This is a genomic window from Streptomyces sp. URMC 127, assembly GCF_051386535.1.
Lineage (GTDB): Bacteria > Actinomycetota > Actinomycetes > Streptomycetales > Streptomycetaceae > Streptomyces.
Genome location: NZ_JBPQTW010000158.1, coordinates 1 through 16,103, shown reverse-complemented (window position 1 = coordinate 16,103; position 16,103 = coordinate 1). Strand labels below are relative to the sequence as shown.

Below are 16,103 nucleotides of genomic sequence, written 5' to 3'. Positions count from 1 at the left end.
GGCCGCAGGTCAGGCGCCCGGGGGCGGCGGTTCGGGGCCGGGCGGCACGCCGAGCTCCCAGTCGAGCCCGTAGCGCTGGAACAGTTCCGCGCGCAGGCGTTCGAACGGCATGGGCGCCCCCGGCAGCAGGACCGCCACGACGGCGCCCATCAGCAGCGCGCGCAGCAGCGGGTAGTCCGCGTCGGGGTCGGGGGAGCCGTAGGCCGCGACCGTGTCGTGCAGCAGGCGCGCGAGGCGCTGCTGCTCGGGGCACTGGATGAATCCTTCCGCCTGGAGGATTCCGGCCATGTGGGTGCGCATCAGCAGCGGCCGGTCGCGGGCGAGCCCGAGGATCGCGTCGATCGCACGGGCGAGGCGCTCGCGGCCGTCCCGGGCGCACGGGGCGCGCTCCAGGCCGGCCTCGAGCTCCAAGTGCATCACGCGGTGCACCGCGGACTGCAGCAACTGCCGCTTGCCCGGGAAGTAGTACGAAACGAGGCCGCGCGCCGTGCCCGCCCGGTCGGCGATATCGGCGAGCGTCGTCGCCTCGTACCCGCGTTCACCGATGAGCTCGACCGTCGCTTGGAGCAGCCGCTCACGGGAACGGCGGCGCATCTCCTCGTTGGCCGACGCGCTGCGCGGGGACATTCCGTAACTCCTGCGTTGACTGGCTCCGGGCCAATATACTCAGGAGCTACCCGGCCGTCCTGCCCCGCCCCCGGCGTGGTACGACTTCCGGCGCGTCCGGCTGGCCTGGGCGGCGCGGGGGACCGCCCAGACCAGCCCAGATCAGCCCGGACCAGATCAGACCAGATCATCCCGGACCGGCTCGGGACGGCGCCTTGCCGGACGCGGCACTTACGCTCAGGCGGGGCCGGGGTCCCTCCGACGGGCCGTCAGTACGTCGTACAGGCTCGCCGAAGCGGCCACGAGCGCGCCGCCCAGCAGCCACCCGCCCATGACGTCCGACAGCCAGTGGACGCCCAGGTACAGGCGGGTGAAGCCGACCCCGAGCACCGAGACGGCACCGGCCGCGAGAGCCGCCCGCACCCCCGCCGCCCGCACGCCGTGCCGCCACAGCAGCCAGACCAGGAGGCCGCACGTGACGGTCGCCGTCAGGGCGTGCCCCGAGGGGAACGCCGCGTAGTGCGCGGTCGCCACCGGGTCCGGCCAGCTCGGACGGGGCCGTCCCACCGCCGCCTTGAGGCCCTGCTGGAGGGCGGTGCCCAGCGCCGACGTGCCGGCGAGCCAGGCGCAGAGCAGCCAGTCGCGCCGCCGTGCGCACCACAGCACGGCAACGGCCAGGGCCGCGCGCATCGTCCAGGGGTCCCACAGCCAGTCGGAGAGCACCCGGACGCAGCGCGTCCAGCCGCCGTGCTCCACGGCCACCGGGTGCAGCCCGTCCGCGATCTGCCGGTCGAGCGAGACGAGCGGCTCCCACGCGCAGGCCACCACCGCCAGCAGCACACCGGACACGGCGGCGAGGACGAGACTTGACCGCGTCGCCGCCGACCGGGCCGGGCGGGTACGGGAGGAGGAGCGGGGGAGTGAGGGCCGGGGCTGCGACGGGGCGTGCATGAGGCGATCGTGGCCCATGGGGTGCGGGCGGGACCAGCCGTTCGCCACAACGGGCCGTCCCGGGCGGCTAGCTGTTCGCCACAACCGGCCCTTACGAGCGGGCCGGCTGTTCGCAACGGGGCCTTACGGGAGGGCCGGCTGTTCGCCACCACGGGACGTTCCGGGCGGCGGGGCGCCGTACCGGACGGGCCCGTCGTGCGGCCCCTACGAGCCGGAGCGGCTCAGCACGCTCAGCCCCGGCATGAACGTCACCAGCAGCGGGACCGCCGGCACCAGGGACGCCACCGCGGTGAGCCGCAGCCGCCGCCCTGCCGTCAGCCGGGGCGCCGGAGCCAGCAGCCGCTGCACCCGCGTCGGCACCTGGGAGAGCTGCGACGGGCACGGCCCGAACACCCCGCGGTCCTCGTTCAGCTCCACCAGGGCCAGAGCGGTCGTCAGCCGCCCGAAGCGCCGCGAGGCCGCGTCGTCCGCCGCCAGCTCCACCAGGTGGTGCACCTGGTCCCGGAAGGCCGCGAAGACCGGCACCTGCGGGAAGCCGTTCGCCAGCGCCGAGGAGACGTGCAGCAGCCAGTGGTGCCGGGCCCGGGCGTGCCCCTGCTCGTGGGCCAGCACCGCATCCAGCTGCGAACCCTTGAGACGGCGCAGCGCCCCCGTCGTGATCACCAGCTGCGGGGCCTGGCCGCCGGCCAGCCACCAGGCGTCCGGGCGGTCGCCCTCCAGGACGACGAGCCGGTCGGCGCCGGGCTTCTCGCCGGGCAGCAGGGGCGAACGCACCAGCAGCTCCGCGCGGCGCTTGCGGCGCCGGGCGCGCGACCAGCGGATCTCGCGGGTCAGCATCCACGCGGTCCACACGCCGCCGCTCGCCAGCGTCAGGGCCAGCGGCGCGGCCCACGCGGCGTAGGCGGTGAGGGCGTAGGCCTCGACCACGCCGTGCGGCGCTGCGGCGAAGACGTGCCCGCGCACGGCCTCCCAGGCCGCGGCGGCGCTCAGCGCCATGGCGAGCAGACAGCACAGCAGCACGGCCGCCACCGCGCACTGCCACACCCACAGCGCCACGACCGGTTCGCGGTCGGGCCAGTCGGAGCGCGTCAGGACGCGCGGCGCCAGCGCCGCGACCAGTGCGCCGAGGACCAGCAGCGCGAGCGGGACCATCATGGCCGTCAGCCTATGAGCGGCGGCGCGAGCAGGGGTACGGTCCCGCGCGCGAAGTGACGCACACCACGGAGAGGCGGGGCACGCGCTCAGAGCGTGAGCAGCATCGCCAGCATCCCGATGCCCATGGACAGCCGGCAGGCGTGCGTGAGGTCCGGTCGGCCCGGCCAGGCGAGCCCGCCCGAGGCGGCGGTGACGGGGACGAGCACCGCCACCGTGCGGACCACGTACACGGCGAAGTACACCAGCAGCAGCCCGGTCAGCAGCGGGGTGCCCGCCGGCTCGTGCGCCGCCGCGGCGTGCGCGGCCGTGCCCTCGTGCACGCCCCGGCCGCCCGCGGGGCCGCCCGCCATCGCCAGTGCCATGTAGACCATGGCGAACGCGCCCACGGCGTGGTGGAGGTGGGGGGTGTCGGCGCGGCCCCGGGCCACGGCCACCAGCGCGTGCGCCCCGGCGGCCCCGAAGACGACGGCGAACAGCAGGGCGCCCCACGGCCGGGTGTCCACGACCGTGGCCGGCACGGCCATGGCGGCCATGCCCAGCCCCATGAGGGCGTCGCTGCCGACCGCCCGGCGTTCCCCGCCGGGGCCCGCATGCAGGCGCACCAGGCAGTACGCGCCCGTCGCGGCGCACAGCGCCACCAGCAGCCAGCCGATCAGCGGCGGTCCGTGCACGGCACACCTCCCCGGACGCGCAGACCCACCTCCGGTTGATTCCCACGGCGACGCATGCACACGGGGGCGCATGGGCGCACGCGCAGGGCACCGGAGGGGCGGCAATGCGCCCGCGCACGCGCGGTCGCACGCCAGGGGCGCACAAGCGGCGGCCGCCCCGTCGCGGGGCCGGGTTAGTGTTCATGCGGAGCCGGAACCGCCGTACGGAGAGGACCCCAGGAACACGATGGAAACGACCAGCAGCACCGAGACGACCTTCCGGGACGCGACCACCGACGACGTGCCCGCGCTCGTGGCGCTCGTCGAGTCGGCCTACCGCGGCGACGCGAGCCGCGCCGGCTGGACGACCGAGGCGGACCTGCTGGACGGCCAGCGCACCGACCCCGAAGGCGTCGAGGCCGTGGTGACGGACCCGGCGAGCCGGCTGCTGGTGGTCGAGCGGGACGGCCGCATAGTCGCCTGCTGCCAGCTCGAACACCGGGGTGCGCACGCGTACTTCGGGATGTTCGCCGTCAGCCCGGAGATGCAGGGCGGCGGGCTCGGCAAGACGGTCATAGCCGAGGCCGAACGGCTGGTCCGCGCCGACTGGGGCGCCACCGAGATGCACATGACGGTCATCAAGCAGCGTGACGAGCTGATCGCCTGGTACGAGCGCCGGGGCTACCGGCGCACCGGGCGGATGAGCCCCTTCCCGTACGGGGACGAGCGCTTCGGCATCCCGCAGCGCGACGACCTCGAGTTCGAGCTGCTGATCAAGGACCTGGCCTGACGGTGGGTGCTGACGGCGGCCCCTCAGAGCCGGCCCGCCTCCACGATCCGCCGCAGGAACTGTCTCGTGCGCTCCTCGCGCGGCCGGCCGAACACCTCCTCGGGCGTGCCGCGCTCCAGCACGACCCCGCCGTCCAGGAAGCACACCTGATCGGCGACGTCCCTGGCGAAGCCCATCTCGTGGGTGGCCAGGACCATCGTCATGCCGTCCTCCTTGAGATCCCGCACGACGCCCAGCACCTCGCCGACGAGCTCGGGGTCGAGGGCCGCGGTGATCTCGTCCAGGAGCAGCAGCCGCGGCCGGCCCGCGAGCGCCCGGACGATCGCCACGCGCTGCTGCTGGCCGCCGCTGAGCCGGTCGGGGTACTCGCCCGCCTTGCCGCCCAGGCCGAGCCGCTCCAGCAGCTCCCGGGCGCGTTCCTCGGCCTCCGCGCGCGGGACGCCGTGCACCCGCCGCGGGGCCAGCGTGATGTTGTCGAGCACGGTCATGTGCGGGAAGAGGTTGTACGCCTGGAAGACGACGCCGATGCGGCGGCGGACGGCGTCCGGGTCGGTGCGCGGGTCGGTGATGTCCTCGCCGTCGAGGAAGACCGCCCCGTCGTCGATCTCCTCCAGCAGGTTCGCGCAGCGCAGCAGCGTCGACTTGCCGGAACCGGAGGCGCCGATGAGGGCGGTCACCGTGTGCGGGGCGACCTCCAGGTCCACGTCGCGCAGGACGACCGTGCCCCCGAAGGTCTTGCGCACCGCTTCGAGGCGCAGTACGGGCTGCACGGTCATACGATCCCTCCCTGTGCCCGCCGGCGGTCCGTCCGTGCCGTGACCCAGTCGGTGAAGCGGGTCATGGGGATGGTGAGGGCGACGAAGATGAGCCCGGCGACGACGTACGGCGTGTAGTTGAAGCTCTTGCTCGAAACGATCTGGGCCGCGTAGACGGCGTCCACCGCCCCGGCGATCGAGACGAGGCCGGTGTCCTTCTGCAGCGACACCAGGTCGTTGAGGAGCGGCGGCACGACCCTGCGCACGGCCTGCGGCAGGATGACGAAGCGCAGGGTCTGCCGGGCGGTCAGGCCCAGCGAGCGGGCGGCGGCGCGCTGGCTGGGGTGCACGGACTCGATGCCCGCGCGGAAGACCTCGGCGACGTACGCCGAGTAGGTCAGGACGAGCGCCGTCCCGCCGAGCAGCACCGGGTCGGTCGTCACTCCCTGCAGGCGCAGAGCCGGTACGCCGAAGACGACCATCAGCAGGCAGATCACCAGGGGCAGCCCGCGGAAGAAGTCGGTGTAGGCGGTGGCGAGCGCGCGCAGCGGGAAGAAGACGGGGCCGCGCAGCGTGCGGGCGACGGCGATCAGCAGGCCGAGGACGAGCACGGCCGCCCCGCACACCACCAGCAGGCGGAGGTTGAGCCACAGGCCTTCCAGGACCTTGGGCAGCGCCTCGCGCGCGTAGTGCCCGTCGAGGAACGTTTCACGGGTGCGCGGCCAGCCGGGGGAGTTGACGACGGCGAGGAACAGCACGGCGCCCGTGATGAGGGTGCTGCACGCGGCGACGGCCGTGGCGCGGCGCGCCCGGGCCCGTTTGAAGCGCTCGCGTTCGAGGCGGCGTGCGGAGGGGGTGTAGGTGTCGCGGGCGGCCGTCCCGGCCGGGGCCGGCGCGGCGTCCGCGGGGCCGGCCGCGGCCTCGCCGGCGCTCACTTGAGCACCGGGGCGTCGGCGGCTTCGGCGAGCCACTTCTTCTCCAGCCGGGCGAGCGTGCCGTCCTTGCGGAGGGAGTCGATCGCACCGCTGACGCAGGACGTGAGGCGGCTGCCCTTGTCGAGCACGAGCCCGAACTGCTCGGGCGCGCCGCCCTTGCTCTCGAACTGGCCGACGATCCGCGCTTCCGGGACCTCGGCGGACGTGATGTAGAAGGCGGTCGGCAGGTCCACGACGACGGCCTCGACCTGGCCGTTCTTGAGCGCGGTCTTGGCGTAGTCGTTCTTCTGGAAGACGGAGGGCTGCCGGCCGGGCCGGATGACGTCGTTGACGACGTCGAGGCTGGTGGTGCCCACCTGGGCGCCGAGCTTGACGTGCTTGAGGTCGGCGGTGCTGCGGGCCTTCGCGGCGGGGGAGTCCTTGAGCGCGATGACGGCCTGGCGGACGTCGTAGTAGCCGGAGGAGAAGTCGACGGCACGGCGGCGCTCGTCGCTGACGGAGATCTGGTTGATGTCGACGTCGAACTTCTTGGCGCCGGGGGCGACGGCGGTGTTGAAGGGCACGGTCTGCCAGACCACGTCGGCCCGCTCGTACCCGAGCCGCTCGGCGAGGGCGTAGGCGACGGCCGACTCGAAGCCCTTGCCGTTCGCGGGGTCGTCGTCCGAGAACCAGGGGGCGTAGGCGGGCTTGTCGGTGCCCACGGTCAGCTTGCCGGGGACCTGCGTGGCCAGTTTTCCCTTCGTGCACGCGGCCGCGGCGGGCGGCGGCGCCGAGGCCTTCGAGGAGCCGGAGGGGCCGTCCTCCTGGGGAGCGCAGCCTGCGGCGGCCGCGAGCAGGACGGCGAGGCAGGCGGCTGCCGGGGCCGTGCGGCGGGCGGCGGAGGGCGCGGCCGGGGTGGCGGTGCGGCGCGTGGGCCGGTGGGCGACGGGCATGGCGCGAGACTGGCAGCGTGATCACTGATCTGTCCAGGTCAGGTCACCGGTCGTCCGAATACCGGAAGACTGTTGCGCCTTCGTGAATTCACCGGCGCCGGACGGGTAGGCCCGGGGGACACGGCAGGGCGGGCCGGGAACCGCCCCCGGCGGCCCGGATCGGCCGCGAACGGACAGGATCGGCCGCGAACGGACAGGAGTGGCCGGGAGCCGCTGAGAATGACCGGAACTCGCCTAGGACAGCACACGGGGCTGCTGGGACCGATGTGTCGGAAATTCCGAAATGGGAACACTTATGGGGGAGCCGTGCAGGAAAAACGACGGCTGACCAGGGGGTCGGCAGGATAATTTGTCGCCTCCCCTCTTGAGCAGGAGAAGCGCGCACAGATACGGTGTCTTAACGCCAAGTTCTCCCGAGGAGGAGCAGCCATGACGGAAATCCTTGCGTCGACGGCGATACGGGCCGACGAATCGACCGCCGAGCCGGTGATCGATCACCCCGCCTGGGCCGAACTCAAGGACGCTGTGGAAACGATCCGGCCGTGGCAGTCCCCGGACGGCTCCATCGACTTCACCGCGGAGGACGCACCACCGGGCGACGCCGTACGGGCCCAGCTGGAGCGCGTCGTCACGGCCGTCGAGCAGCTCTCGCCGCTCGTCCCGCACGACGCCGCGTACCACACGGCCCTCGTCGCCGACCTGCGCCGCTGGGCCGAGGCCGGCTTCGGCGTGCCGGACTTCCTCGACTCGCTGCTCGCCTTCCAGCCCGCCGCCCAGCGCGCCGACGGCCTCCAGCACCTCGTCGTCTTCCCGATGTACACGCAGAACGGCAACCCCGACCGCAACCTCGAAGCCGTCGTCCTGCGCGTCGTGTGGCCCGAGTGGCTCGCCGAGCTGGAGCGCACCCGCTACGACAACCCGCTCTTCCTCGGCATCACCTTCGAGGACTTCACCTCGGGCTACGACACCAACTCCGCCGTCCTCTTCCCGGAGACCATCGCCGTCCGCGAGGCCCCTGAGCGCTTCACCTGGGGCGGCATCTTCTGCGACCGCGAGGCCGCCCGCTTCCGCCGCGTCACCGAGGCGGCCGTCACCGCCCTCGGCCTGGAGCTCCCGGCCGACATCCAGGACATGATCGGCGACCAGCACCGCTGCGAGCAGGCGTTCGTCCTGTGGGACATGGTCCACGACCGCACCCACAGCCACGGCGACCTGCCCTTCGACCCCTTCATGATCAAACAGCGGCAGCCGTTCTGGATGTACGGCCTGGAGGAGCTCCGCTGCGACCTCACCGCCTTCAAGGAGGCCGTGAAGCTGGAGGCCGAGGGCAACACCCACGGCCGCGACGTGCAGTACGCCGTCCTGTTCGACCGGATGTTCCGCTTCCCGGTCACCGGTGACCGCGTCCGCAACTACGACGGCCTCGGCGGCCAGCTCCTCTTCGCGTACCTCCACCGCCACGACGTCGTACGCTGGACGGACAACACCCTGCACATCGACTGGGACCGCGCCCCGCAGATCACCAACCAGCTCTGCGGCGAGATCGAGAAGCTCTACCGCGACGGCATCGACCGCCCCAAGCTGGTCCACTGGCTCGCCGCCTACGAACTGGTCTCCTCCTACCTCCCCCCGCACCCCGGCTCCGTCTGGGCCAAGGGCCCCGAGGCCCTCGACCTCGCCCAGCCGCCCCGCAAGCTCGTGGACGACGTGCTCCCGGACGAATTCCCGCTCAGCATGTTCTACGAGGCGCTTGCCAAGAAGCTGCGGCACGTGATCGCCTCGACCAAGGGGATCACCGCGGCGAAGGCCGAGCGGGTGGCCGCGTGAGCGAGCACGCGAGCGGGCACGTCAGCGAGCAGGCGAAGGCGACGAAGGAGACGACCATGAGCACTCCCACCAACGGCAACGGCCCGCTCGACGGCGCCGTCGTGGCGGTGGCGGGCGCCGCCGGCCCCGCTGGCCGCGCCACGCTGCTGCGCCTGGCCGAGGCCGGGGCGACGGTCGTCGCCGCCGACGCGGACGCGGCCCGCCTCGCCGAGGCCGTCGACGCCGCCCGCTACGCCCACGGCGGCGCCACGGTCACCGGCGACACGGTCGACCTCCTCGACCTGGCGGCCACCCGCAACTGGGTGGACCGCACCGAGAAGGAGTTCGGCCGCATCGACGGCCTGGTCCACCTGGTGGGCGGCTGGCGCGGCTCGGCGACCTTCGCCGAGACCGACCTCGCCGACTGGGAGCTGCTCGAGAAGCTGCTCATCCGCACCGTGCAGCACACCTCGCTCGCCTTCGAGCCGGCCCTCCAGCGCAGCGGCAACGGCCGGTTCCTGCTCATCAGCGCCGCGGGCGCCAGCAAGCCCACCGCCGGCAACGCCGCGTACTCCGCCTCCAAGGCCGCCGCCGAGGCGTGGACGCTCGCGCTCGCCGACTCCTTCCGCAAGGCGGGGGGCGAGGGGCCGCCGCCGGCCGCGGCTGCCATCCTGATCGTCAAGGCACTGGTGCACGACGCCATGCGCGCCGAGCGCCCCAACGCGAAGTTCGCGGGCTTCACCGACGTCAAGGACCTCGCCGAGGCGATCGTCGGCGTCTGGGAGAAGCCCGCCCAGGAAGTGAACGGAACCCGTCTGTGGCTGACTCCGCAGGTATGACCAGCAAGACCGGCGCCATACGCCGCCACGACCCCGGCGTCCGCGGTTTCGCCAGCGACAACTACGCGGGCGCCCACCCCGAGATCCTCGCGGCGCTCGCCGTCGCCAACGGCGGCCACCAGGTCGCCTACGGCGAGGACGACTACACCGCCCACCTCCAGGACGTGATGCGCGGGCACTTCGGCCCCACCGCCGAGGCGTTCCCCGTCTTCAACGGCACGGGCGCCAACGTCGTCGCCCTCCAGGCCGCGACCGAGCGCTGGGGCGCGGTCATCTGCGCCGCCACCGCCCACATCAACGTCGACGAGTGCGGGGCGCCCGAGCGCGTCGGCGGCCTGAAGCTGCTCACCGTGCCCACCGAGCACGGCAAGCTCACCCCGGAGCTCATCGACCGCGAGGCCTTCGGCTGGGACGACGAGCACCGGGCGCAGCCGCAGATCGTCTCGATCACCCAGACCACCGAGCTGGGCACGTGCTACACGCCCGAGGAGATCCGCGAGATCTGCGACCACGCCCACGAGCGGGGCATGAAGGTCCACCTCGACGGCTCGCGCATCGCCAACGCCGCGGCCTCCCTGGGCGTCCCCCTGCGGGCCTTCACCACCGACGCCGGAGTGGACCTGCTCTCCTTCGGCGGCACCAAGAACGGCCTGCTCTTCGGCGAGTGCGTCGTCGTCCTGAACCCGGACGCGGTGCGGGCGATGAAGCACCTGCGCAAGATGTCGATGCAGCTCGCCTCCAAGATGCGGTTCGTCTCGGTCCAGTTCGAGGCCCTCCTCAGCGGCGACCTGTGGCTGCGCAGCGCCTCGCACGCCAACGCCATGGCCACCCGCCTCGCCGAGCGCGTACGGGACGTGGAGGGCGTGGAGATCCTGCACCCCGTGCAGTCCAACGCCGTCTTCGCCCGGCTCCCGCACGACGTGAGCGAGCGCCTCCAGAAGCGCTACCGCTTCTACTTCTGGGACGAGGCGGCCGGAGACGTCCGCTGGATGTGCTCCTTCGACACCACTGAGGCCGACGTGGACGCCTTCGCGGCGGCCCTGGCCGAGGAGATGGGCCGGCAGTAGACCCGGCCTGCCCCGTCCAGGCAAAAGGGCGCCCGGCCGCGTGTGCGGCCGGGCGCCCTTTCCTCTGCGGGTACGCCCGGTGCCGGGCGCGTACGCCTTAGCGGCGCCGGTCCATCGCCGCCGCCAGGTCCGGCGACGGCGCCGTGCCGCCGAGGTGCGCCGGAATCCACCAGGTGTCGTCCGCGTCCTTCGGCCGCACCGGGTAGGCGCGCTGCGCCGCCTCCAGGAGCTCCTGGACGCGGCAGCGCAGCCGGTCGCTGAGGGTGTCCGGGTGCTCGTCCGCCTCGGGCGTCATCGGCTCGCCGACCCGTATCGAGATCGGCACGTGGTTGCGGCCCAGGTCGCGCTTGTGGCCCTTGGTCCACAGCCGCTGGGTGCCCCACAGCGCCATCGGCAGCAGCGGCACCCCGGCCTCCTGGGCGAGCCGAGCCGCGCCGGACTTGAAGTTCTTCAGCGTGAACGACTGCGAGATCGTCGCCTCCGGGAACACGCCGATGATCTCGCCGGAGCGCAGCGCGGACAGCGCGTGCTTGTACGCGTCCATGCCGGCGGCCCGGTCCACGGGGATGTGCTTCATCGCGCGCATCAGCGGACCCGACACCTTGTGCCGGAACACCGACTCCTTGGCCATGAAGCGCACCAGCCGCTTGGCGGGCCGGGCGGCCAGCCCGCAGAAGATGAAGTCCAGGTAGCCGATGTGGTTGCTCACCAGGACCGCCCCGCCCCGCGCGGGGACGTGCTCGGCGCCCTGGATGTCGAAGCGCAGGTCGAGCGCCTTGAACATGGTGCGGGCGACACCGATCACCGGGGGGTAGACGAGCTCTGCCATCGAGGGAGGATCCTTCCGGGCCTGGGGAGGGGTCTCCCGGGCGAGGTTACGCGGCCGTAGGGTTACGCGGTCGTAGGGTTCGGCTTCTGCCAGATCGTGCCCGAATGCCCGGCCCGGGGCCAGCGAGGACGCCCCGGCGGCCGGGAGATCCTCATCACGTCCGGCCCGGGGGCGAGGAATTTTCCGCGGGCGGGGCGGTGCTGCACCGGGGGCGCGGGGCCCGCGGGGTCCGCGCGTGGCCAGGCGGAAGCCGAAGCGGAAACGGAAAGACGGAGAGAGGGACCGGGGTGCGCGAGAGCGACGAGGGGCTGCGGCTGGGGGCCGCCGACATCGGCGGGGAGCTCGGGGCGCGGGCCACGCTCGTCCAGTTCTCCAGCGCCTTCTGCCAGCCCTGCCGGGCCACACGGCGGACCCTGGAGCAGGTCGCGGGCATGGTCGAGGGCGTCGCGCACGTCGAGGTCGACGCGGAGGCGCACCTGGCGCTCGTGCGGGCCCTGGGCATCACCGCGACGCCGACCGTCCTCGTCCTGGATGCCGCCGGCCGTGTCGTGCGCCGCGCCGCCGGGCAGCCGCGCAAGGCGGACGTCATCGCGGCGCTCGGGGCGGCGGTGTGATGGGAGCGGCGGCGTGGTGTGAACGGCGGGGTGATGTGAACAGCGGGCTTCCTGATCGCTCGTGATCCCTCTCCCATCTCCCGGGCCGCCCTTGACGCTCCCCACCGCGAATCGTCAGGGTGACGTTATGTGGCCGGGACCGGCCATGCCCGCGACGACTGTGCCGACAACGCCCGTGCCGACAACGCCCGCGACGACGATGCCCGTGCCGACGATGCCCGCGACGACCGTACAGACCGGCTCGACCGACCAGCAGAAGGACAGTTCCATGACGGCCACGCCCGGGCTCGGCACCTCCCTCGCCACTCCCGAACTGCTGCGCTCCGTCTTCCGCAGGCACGCCGCCGGCGTGGCCGTGATCACCGCGCACGGCGCGCGCCCGGTCGGCTTCACGGCCACCTCGCTCACGTCCGTCGCCGCCGAGCCGCCCCTGGTGTCCTTCGGGGTGGGCACCGGCTCCTCCAGCTGGCCCGTCCTCGCCGAGGCCGGGCACGTCGGCGTGCACATACTCGGCGAGCACCAGAAGGAGCTCGCCGGCACCTTCGCGCGCAGCGGCGCCGACCGCTTCGCCCCGCCCACGAGGTGGCGCCGGGGGCCGCAGGGGGTGCCGCTGCTGGACGGCGTCCTCGCGTGGCTGGTGTGCCGCGTGGTGGCCCGGGTGCCCGCCGGGGACCACCGGGTCGTGCTCGCCGAGGTCGTCGCGGGCGACTCCGCCGGGGCGGGCCGCCCGCTCGTCTACCACCAGGGGCGCTTCAACGGACTGCGGGACTGAGACGTCCCGCTTTCCCGCGTTGGACAGATCACAGCCGACCGGCCTTGCGCCCGGGTGAACGGGTCGCTGTACTGACGAGTAACATTCCGTTCGAGGCGCGGCCCGCATCGGGCGGAATCCGCCCCACAAGGCGCCTATGCTGCCTGCCAAGGCAGCTTTGAAGAGACGATGCAGTAGGAGAGCCGGCGTGAGCTTGAGGATCGTTGTCACTGTGAAGTACGTGCCTGACGCCACCGGCGACCGGCACTTCGCCGAAGACCTGACCGTCGACCGCGACGACGTGGACGGCCTGCTCTCGGAGCTCGACGAGTACGCGGTCGAGCAGGCGCTGCAGATCAAGGAGGCGGCCGACGACGACGCGGAGATCACCGTCCTGACCGTCGGCCCTGAGGACGCCAAGGACGCGCTCCGCAAGGCGCTGTCCATGGGCGCGGACAAGGCCGTCCACGTCGAGGACGACGACCTGCACGGCACCGACGCGCTCGGCACTTCGCTGGTGCTGGCCAAGGCCCTGGAGCACGTCGGCTACGACCTGGTCGTCTCCGGCATGGCCTCCACCGACGGCGGCATGGGCGTCGTCCCGGCGATGCTCGCCGAGCGCCTCGGCGTCCCGCAGGTCACCCTGCTCTCCGAGGTCAAGGTCGAGGACGGCAAGGTCACCGGCCGCCGCGACGGCGACGCCGCCAGCGAGCAGCTGGAGGCCTCCCTCCCGGCCGTCGTCTCCGTGACCGACCAGTCCGGCGAGGCCCGCTACCCGTCCTTCAAGGGCATCATGGCGGCCAAGAAGAAGCCGGTCGAGTCCCTGGACCTCTCCGACCTCGGCATCGAGGCCGAGGAGGTCGGCCTGGAGGGCGCCTGGACCAAGGTCGACGAGGCCGCGGAGCGCCCGGCCCGCACGGCCGGCACCGTCGTCAAGGACGAGGGCGAGGGCGGCAAGCAGCTCGCCGAGTTCCTCGCGGGCCAGAAGTTCATCTGAGCTCTCTGATCCCGAACGAACCGTCCCCCGCCCCACTTTTTCCAGCAGGAGCAACGCCATGGCTGAAGTCCTCGTCTACGTCGACCACGTGGACGGCGCCGTCCGCAAGCCCACCCTCGAACTGCTCACCCTCGCCCGCCGCATCGGCGAGCCCGTCGCCGTGCACCTCGGTGCCGGTGCGGACGCCGCAGCCGCGACGCTGGCCGAGTACGGCGCGGTGAAGGTCCTCACGGCCGACGCCCCCGAGTTCGCCGACTACCTCGTCGTGCCGAAGGTCGACGCGCTGCAGGCCGCGGTCGAGTCTGTGTCCGCCGCAGGCTCCCTGGCCGCCGTGCTCGTCCCGTCCTCCGCCGAGGGCAAGGAGATCGCGGCCCGCCTCGCGGTCCGCACCGGCTCCGGCATCATCACCGACGCCGTCGACCTGGAGGCCGGCGACGAGGGCCCGGTGGCCACGCAGTCCGTCTTCGCGGCCTCGTACTCCACCAAGTCCCGCGTCACCAAGGGCATCCCGGTCATCACCGTCAAGCCCAACTCCGCCGCCCCGGAGGCCGCCCCGGCCGCCGGCACGGTCGAGCAGCTCGCCGTCACCTTCGGTGAGAAGTCCACCGGCACCAAGGTCGTCTCCCGCACCCCGCGCGAGTCCACCGGCCGCCCCGAGCTGACCGAGGCCGCGATCGTGGTCTCCGGCGGCCGCGGCGTCAACGGCGCCGAGAACTTCGCGATCATCGAGTCCCTCGCCGACTCGCTCGGCGCGGCCGTCGGCGCCTCCCGCGCGGCCGTCGACGCCGGCTGGTACCCGCACACCAACCAGGTCGGCCAGACCGGCAAGTCGGTCTCCCCGCAGCTGTACATCGCGGCGGGCATCTCCGGTGCGATCCAGCACCGGGCCGGCATGCAGACCTCGAAGACGATCGTGGCCATCAACAAGGACGCCGAGGCCCCGATCTTCGACCTGGTCGACTACGGCGTGGTCGGCGACCTCTTCGAGGTCGTCCCGCAGCTGACCGACGAGGTCAAGTCGCGCAAGGGCTGACCGGTCCCGACCGGCTCTCCGTCAGGCCCCCGTACGCACCCCCGCGTACGGGGGCCTGCCTGTTGACCTCCCCCGGCGGCATCGATAGCTTCGCCCGCGCGGACGGTCGGTTCCGCGCAGCGGAAACGTGGAGGGTGGGCCAGCCATGGGACAGCGGCAGCCGGTTGCGACGACCTTTACGGGGGCGGTGAAGGAACGTATCGACGCCTCTCTCGCCGCTGTCGACGCCGACCTCGCGCGCCGCTATCCCGGGGACCCCGGCACGCGGCAGCCCGTCCACACCGTGTACGTCCCCGCCGACGTCTTCGCCGCGGACACGGTGCGGTTCTGGGGCGACCAGGCGCTGGAAGCGCTCGACGAGCACGCGCCCGACGCCGCGTCGCTGGCCGGAGCGCTCGGCCTCTCCGAAGACCTCGCCGTGCCGGTGTACGAGCGGGTGCGCGCCAAGTTGCGGCGGGAGCCGGTGGAGGACCTCCGCATCGACTTCGAGGACGGGTACGGGCCGCGGCCGGACGAGGAGGAGGACGCCGCGGCGGTGCGGGCGGCGGGACTTGTGGCGGCGATGGGCGGGGGCGGGGTGGCGCCGCCGTTCGTGGGGATCCGGATGAAGTGCCTGGAGGCCCCTGTCCGGGACCGCGGGATCCGTACGCTGGACATCTTCCTGAGCGGGCTGATGGAGGCGGGCGGCCTGCCCGCGGGGTTGCAGCTCACGCTGCCGAAGGTCGGCTACGCGGAGCAGGTCGCCGCGATGGCCGCGCTGGTGGGGGAGTTCGAGAAGGAGCGGGGGCTGGAGCCGGGCCGTATCCGCTTCGAGATACAGATCGAGACGACGCAGGCGGTTCTCGGGGCGGACGGGCGCGCGACGGTGGCGCGGATGATCGACGCGGGGGAGGGGCGGGTCGCCTCGCTGCACTACGGGACGTTCGACTACAGCGCGGCGTGCGGGGTCGGCGCGGCGCACCAGGCCCCCGACCATCCGGTGGCGGACCATGCGAAGGCCGTGATGCAGGTGGCTGCGGCGGGGACGGGGGTGCGGGTGTCCGACGGGTCGACGAACGTGCTGCCGGTGGGGTCGGCGTCCCAGGTGCGCGCGGCGTGGGGGCTGCACTTCGGGCTGGTGCGGCGGGCGCTGGCGCGGGCGTACTACCAGGGGTGGGACATGCATCCCGGGCACCTGGTCACGCGGTACGCGGCGGTGTACGCCTTCTACCGGGAGGGGCTGGGAAGCGCGGCGGCGCGCTTGGACGCGTACGTGAACCGGGCCGGCGGGAACGTGCTGGACGAGCCTGCTACGGCGCGGGCGCTGAGCGGGTATCTGCTGCGGGGGATGGACTGCGGTGCGGTGGAGGAGACGGAGGTGACGGCTCTGACGGGGCTGGGGAGGGGTGAGCTG

The 16,103-nt window shown here is 73.1% G+C and carries 18 protein-coding genes; 9 read left to right on the top strand and 9 right to left on the bottom strand.

Annotated features, from left to right (window positions below):
• Positions 1–9: 9 nt before the first annotated feature.
• The 4 genes from ACSNOH_RS25480 to ACSNOH_RS25465 all read right to left on the bottom strand — a co-directional run bounded on the left by ACSNOH_RS25480 (position 10) and on the right by ACSNOH_RS25465 (position 3,383).
• Positions 10–627, bottom strand: coding sequence for a TetR/AcrR family transcriptional regulator (locus tag ACSNOH_RS25480; RefSeq protein WP_436723753.1), 618 nt, complete (start codon positions 625–627; stop codon positions 10–12).
• Positions 628–843: 216 nt separating this feature from the next.
• Positions 844–1,557 (bottom strand): phosphatase PAP2 family protein, encoded by a 714-nt coding sequence (locus tag ACSNOH_RS25475; protein ID WP_436723752.1) that lies wholly within the window; start codon positions 1,555–1,557, stop codon positions 844–846.
• A gap of 204 nt (positions 1,558–1,761) precedes the next feature.
• Positions 1,762–2,712, bottom strand: a complete 951-nt coding sequence (locus ACSNOH_RS25470; protein WP_436723751.1) for a M56 family metallopeptidase — start codon at positions 2,710–2,712, stop codon at positions 1,762–1,764.
• A gap of 86 nt (positions 2,713–2,798) precedes the next feature.
• Entirely contained in the window at positions 2,799–3,383 is a 585-nt protein-coding gene (locus tag ACSNOH_RS25465) for a DUF5134 domain-containing protein (protein WP_436723750.1), read from the bottom strand.
• A 226-nt stretch (positions 3,384–3,609) separates the two neighbouring features.
• Between ACSNOH_RS25465 and ACSNOH_RS25460 the strand changes: the two genes are divergently transcribed.
• Entirely contained in the window at positions 3,610–4,152 is a 543-nt protein-coding gene (locus tag ACSNOH_RS25460) for a GNAT family N-acetyltransferase (RefSeq protein ID WP_436723749.1), read from the top strand.
• Between the two features lie 23 nt (positions 4,153–4,175).
• Here ACSNOH_RS25460 and ACSNOH_RS25455 read toward each other — a convergent pair whose 3' ends face one another.
• The 3 genes from ACSNOH_RS25455 to ACSNOH_RS25445 are packed head-to-tail and all read right to left on the bottom strand — an operon-like array spanning position 4,176 to position 6,774.
• Complete coding sequence (locus ACSNOH_RS25455; protein ID WP_436723748.1) at positions 4,176–4,928, bottom strand: amino acid ABC transporter ATP-binding protein; 753 nt, start codon at positions 4,926–4,928, stop codon at positions 4,176–4,178.
• A complete protein-coding gene (locus tag ACSNOH_RS25450) occupies positions 4,925–5,842 on the bottom strand; it encodes an amino acid ABC transporter permease (RefSeq protein WP_436723747.1) in 918 nt (305 codons plus the stop codon). The genes ACSNOH_RS25455 and ACSNOH_RS25450 overlap by 4 nt, the downstream gene beginning before the upstream one ends.
• The gene (locus tag ACSNOH_RS25445; protein WP_436723746.1) at positions 5,839–6,774 is read right to left on the bottom strand and encodes an ABC transporter substrate-binding protein; all 936 of its coding nucleotides are present in this window, start codon (positions 6,772–6,774) and stop codon (positions 5,839–5,841) included. The genes ACSNOH_RS25450 and ACSNOH_RS25445 overlap by 4 nt, the downstream gene beginning before the upstream one ends.
• 429 nt (positions 6,775–7,203) lie before the next feature.
• Between ACSNOH_RS25445 and ACSNOH_RS25440 the strand changes: the two genes are divergently transcribed.
• From ACSNOH_RS25440 to ACSNOH_RS25430, 3 genes are read left to right on the top strand one after another with little or no spacing between them, the layout of a single operon-like run.
• Positions 7,204–8,601, top strand: a complete 1,398-nt coding sequence (locus tag ACSNOH_RS25440; RefSeq protein ID WP_436723745.1) for a DUF6421 family protein — start codon at positions 7,204–7,206, stop codon at positions 8,599–8,601.
• 56 nt (positions 8,602–8,657) lie between these two features.
• A complete protein-coding gene (locus tag ACSNOH_RS25435; RefSeq protein ID WP_436723754.1) occupies positions 8,658–9,419 on the top strand; it encodes an SDR family NAD(P)-dependent oxidoreductase in 762 nt (253 codons plus the stop codon).
• Positions 9,416–10,486, top strand: coding sequence for a threonine aldolase family protein (locus ACSNOH_RS25430; protein ID WP_436723744.1), 1,071 nt, complete (start codon positions 9,416–9,418; stop codon positions 10,484–10,486). The genes ACSNOH_RS25435 and ACSNOH_RS25430 overlap by 4 nt, the downstream gene beginning before the upstream one ends.
• A gap of 97 nt (positions 10,487–10,583) precedes the next feature.
• Here ACSNOH_RS25430 and ACSNOH_RS25425 read toward each other — a convergent pair whose 3' ends face one another.
• Entirely contained in the window at positions 10,584–11,315 is a 732-nt protein-coding gene (locus ACSNOH_RS25425) for a lysophospholipid acyltransferase family protein (RefSeq protein ID WP_436723743.1), read from the bottom strand.
• A 287-nt stretch (positions 11,316–11,602) separates the two neighbouring features.
• On the opposite strand from ACSNOH_RS25425, the gene ACSNOH_RS25420 reads away from it, so the two are divergent.
• Positions 11,603–11,929, top strand: a complete 327-nt coding sequence (locus tag ACSNOH_RS25420) for a thioredoxin family protein (protein ID WP_436723742.1) — start codon at positions 11,603–11,605, stop codon at positions 11,927–11,929.
• 114 nt (positions 11,930–12,043) lie between these two features.
• On the opposite strand, the gene ACSNOH_RS25415 is transcribed toward ACSNOH_RS25420, so the two are convergent.
• On the bottom strand, positions 12,044–12,208 hold the full coding sequence (locus ACSNOH_RS25415; RefSeq protein ID WP_436723741.1) for a hypothetical protein: 165 nt from the start codon (positions 12,206–12,208) through the stop codon (positions 12,044–12,046).
• Here ACSNOH_RS25415 and ACSNOH_RS25410 point away from each other — a divergent pair.
• The 4 genes from ACSNOH_RS25410 to ACSNOH_RS25395 all read left to right on the top strand — a co-directional run.
• Positions 12,198–12,701, top strand: coding sequence for a flavin reductase family protein (locus tag ACSNOH_RS25410; protein ID WP_436723740.1), 504 nt, complete (start codon positions 12,198–12,200; stop codon positions 12,699–12,701). The two genes, ACSNOH_RS25415 and ACSNOH_RS25410, sit on opposite strands and share 11 nt — an antisense overlap.
• A 187-nt stretch (positions 12,702–12,888) precedes the next feature.
• Positions 12,889–13,677: an electron transfer flavoprotein subunit beta/FixA family protein gene (locus ACSNOH_RS25405; protein ID WP_436723739.1), complete on the top strand. Its 789-nt coding sequence runs from the start codon at positions 12,889–12,891 to the stop codon at positions 13,675–13,677.
• Between the two features lie 58 nt (positions 13,678–13,735).
• Positions 13,736–14,710 carry an electron transfer flavoprotein subunit alpha/FixB family protein gene (locus ACSNOH_RS25400; RefSeq protein ID WP_436723738.1) on the top strand — a complete coding sequence of 325 codons (975 nt, stop codon included), beginning with the start codon at positions 13,736–13,738 and terminating at the stop codon, positions 14,708–14,710.
• 145 nt (positions 14,711–14,855) lie between these two features.
• Positions 14,856–16,103: DUF6986 family protein (locus ACSNOH_RS25395; RefSeq protein ID WP_436723737.1), on the top strand; the 1,248-nt coding region annotated here is incomplete at its 3' end.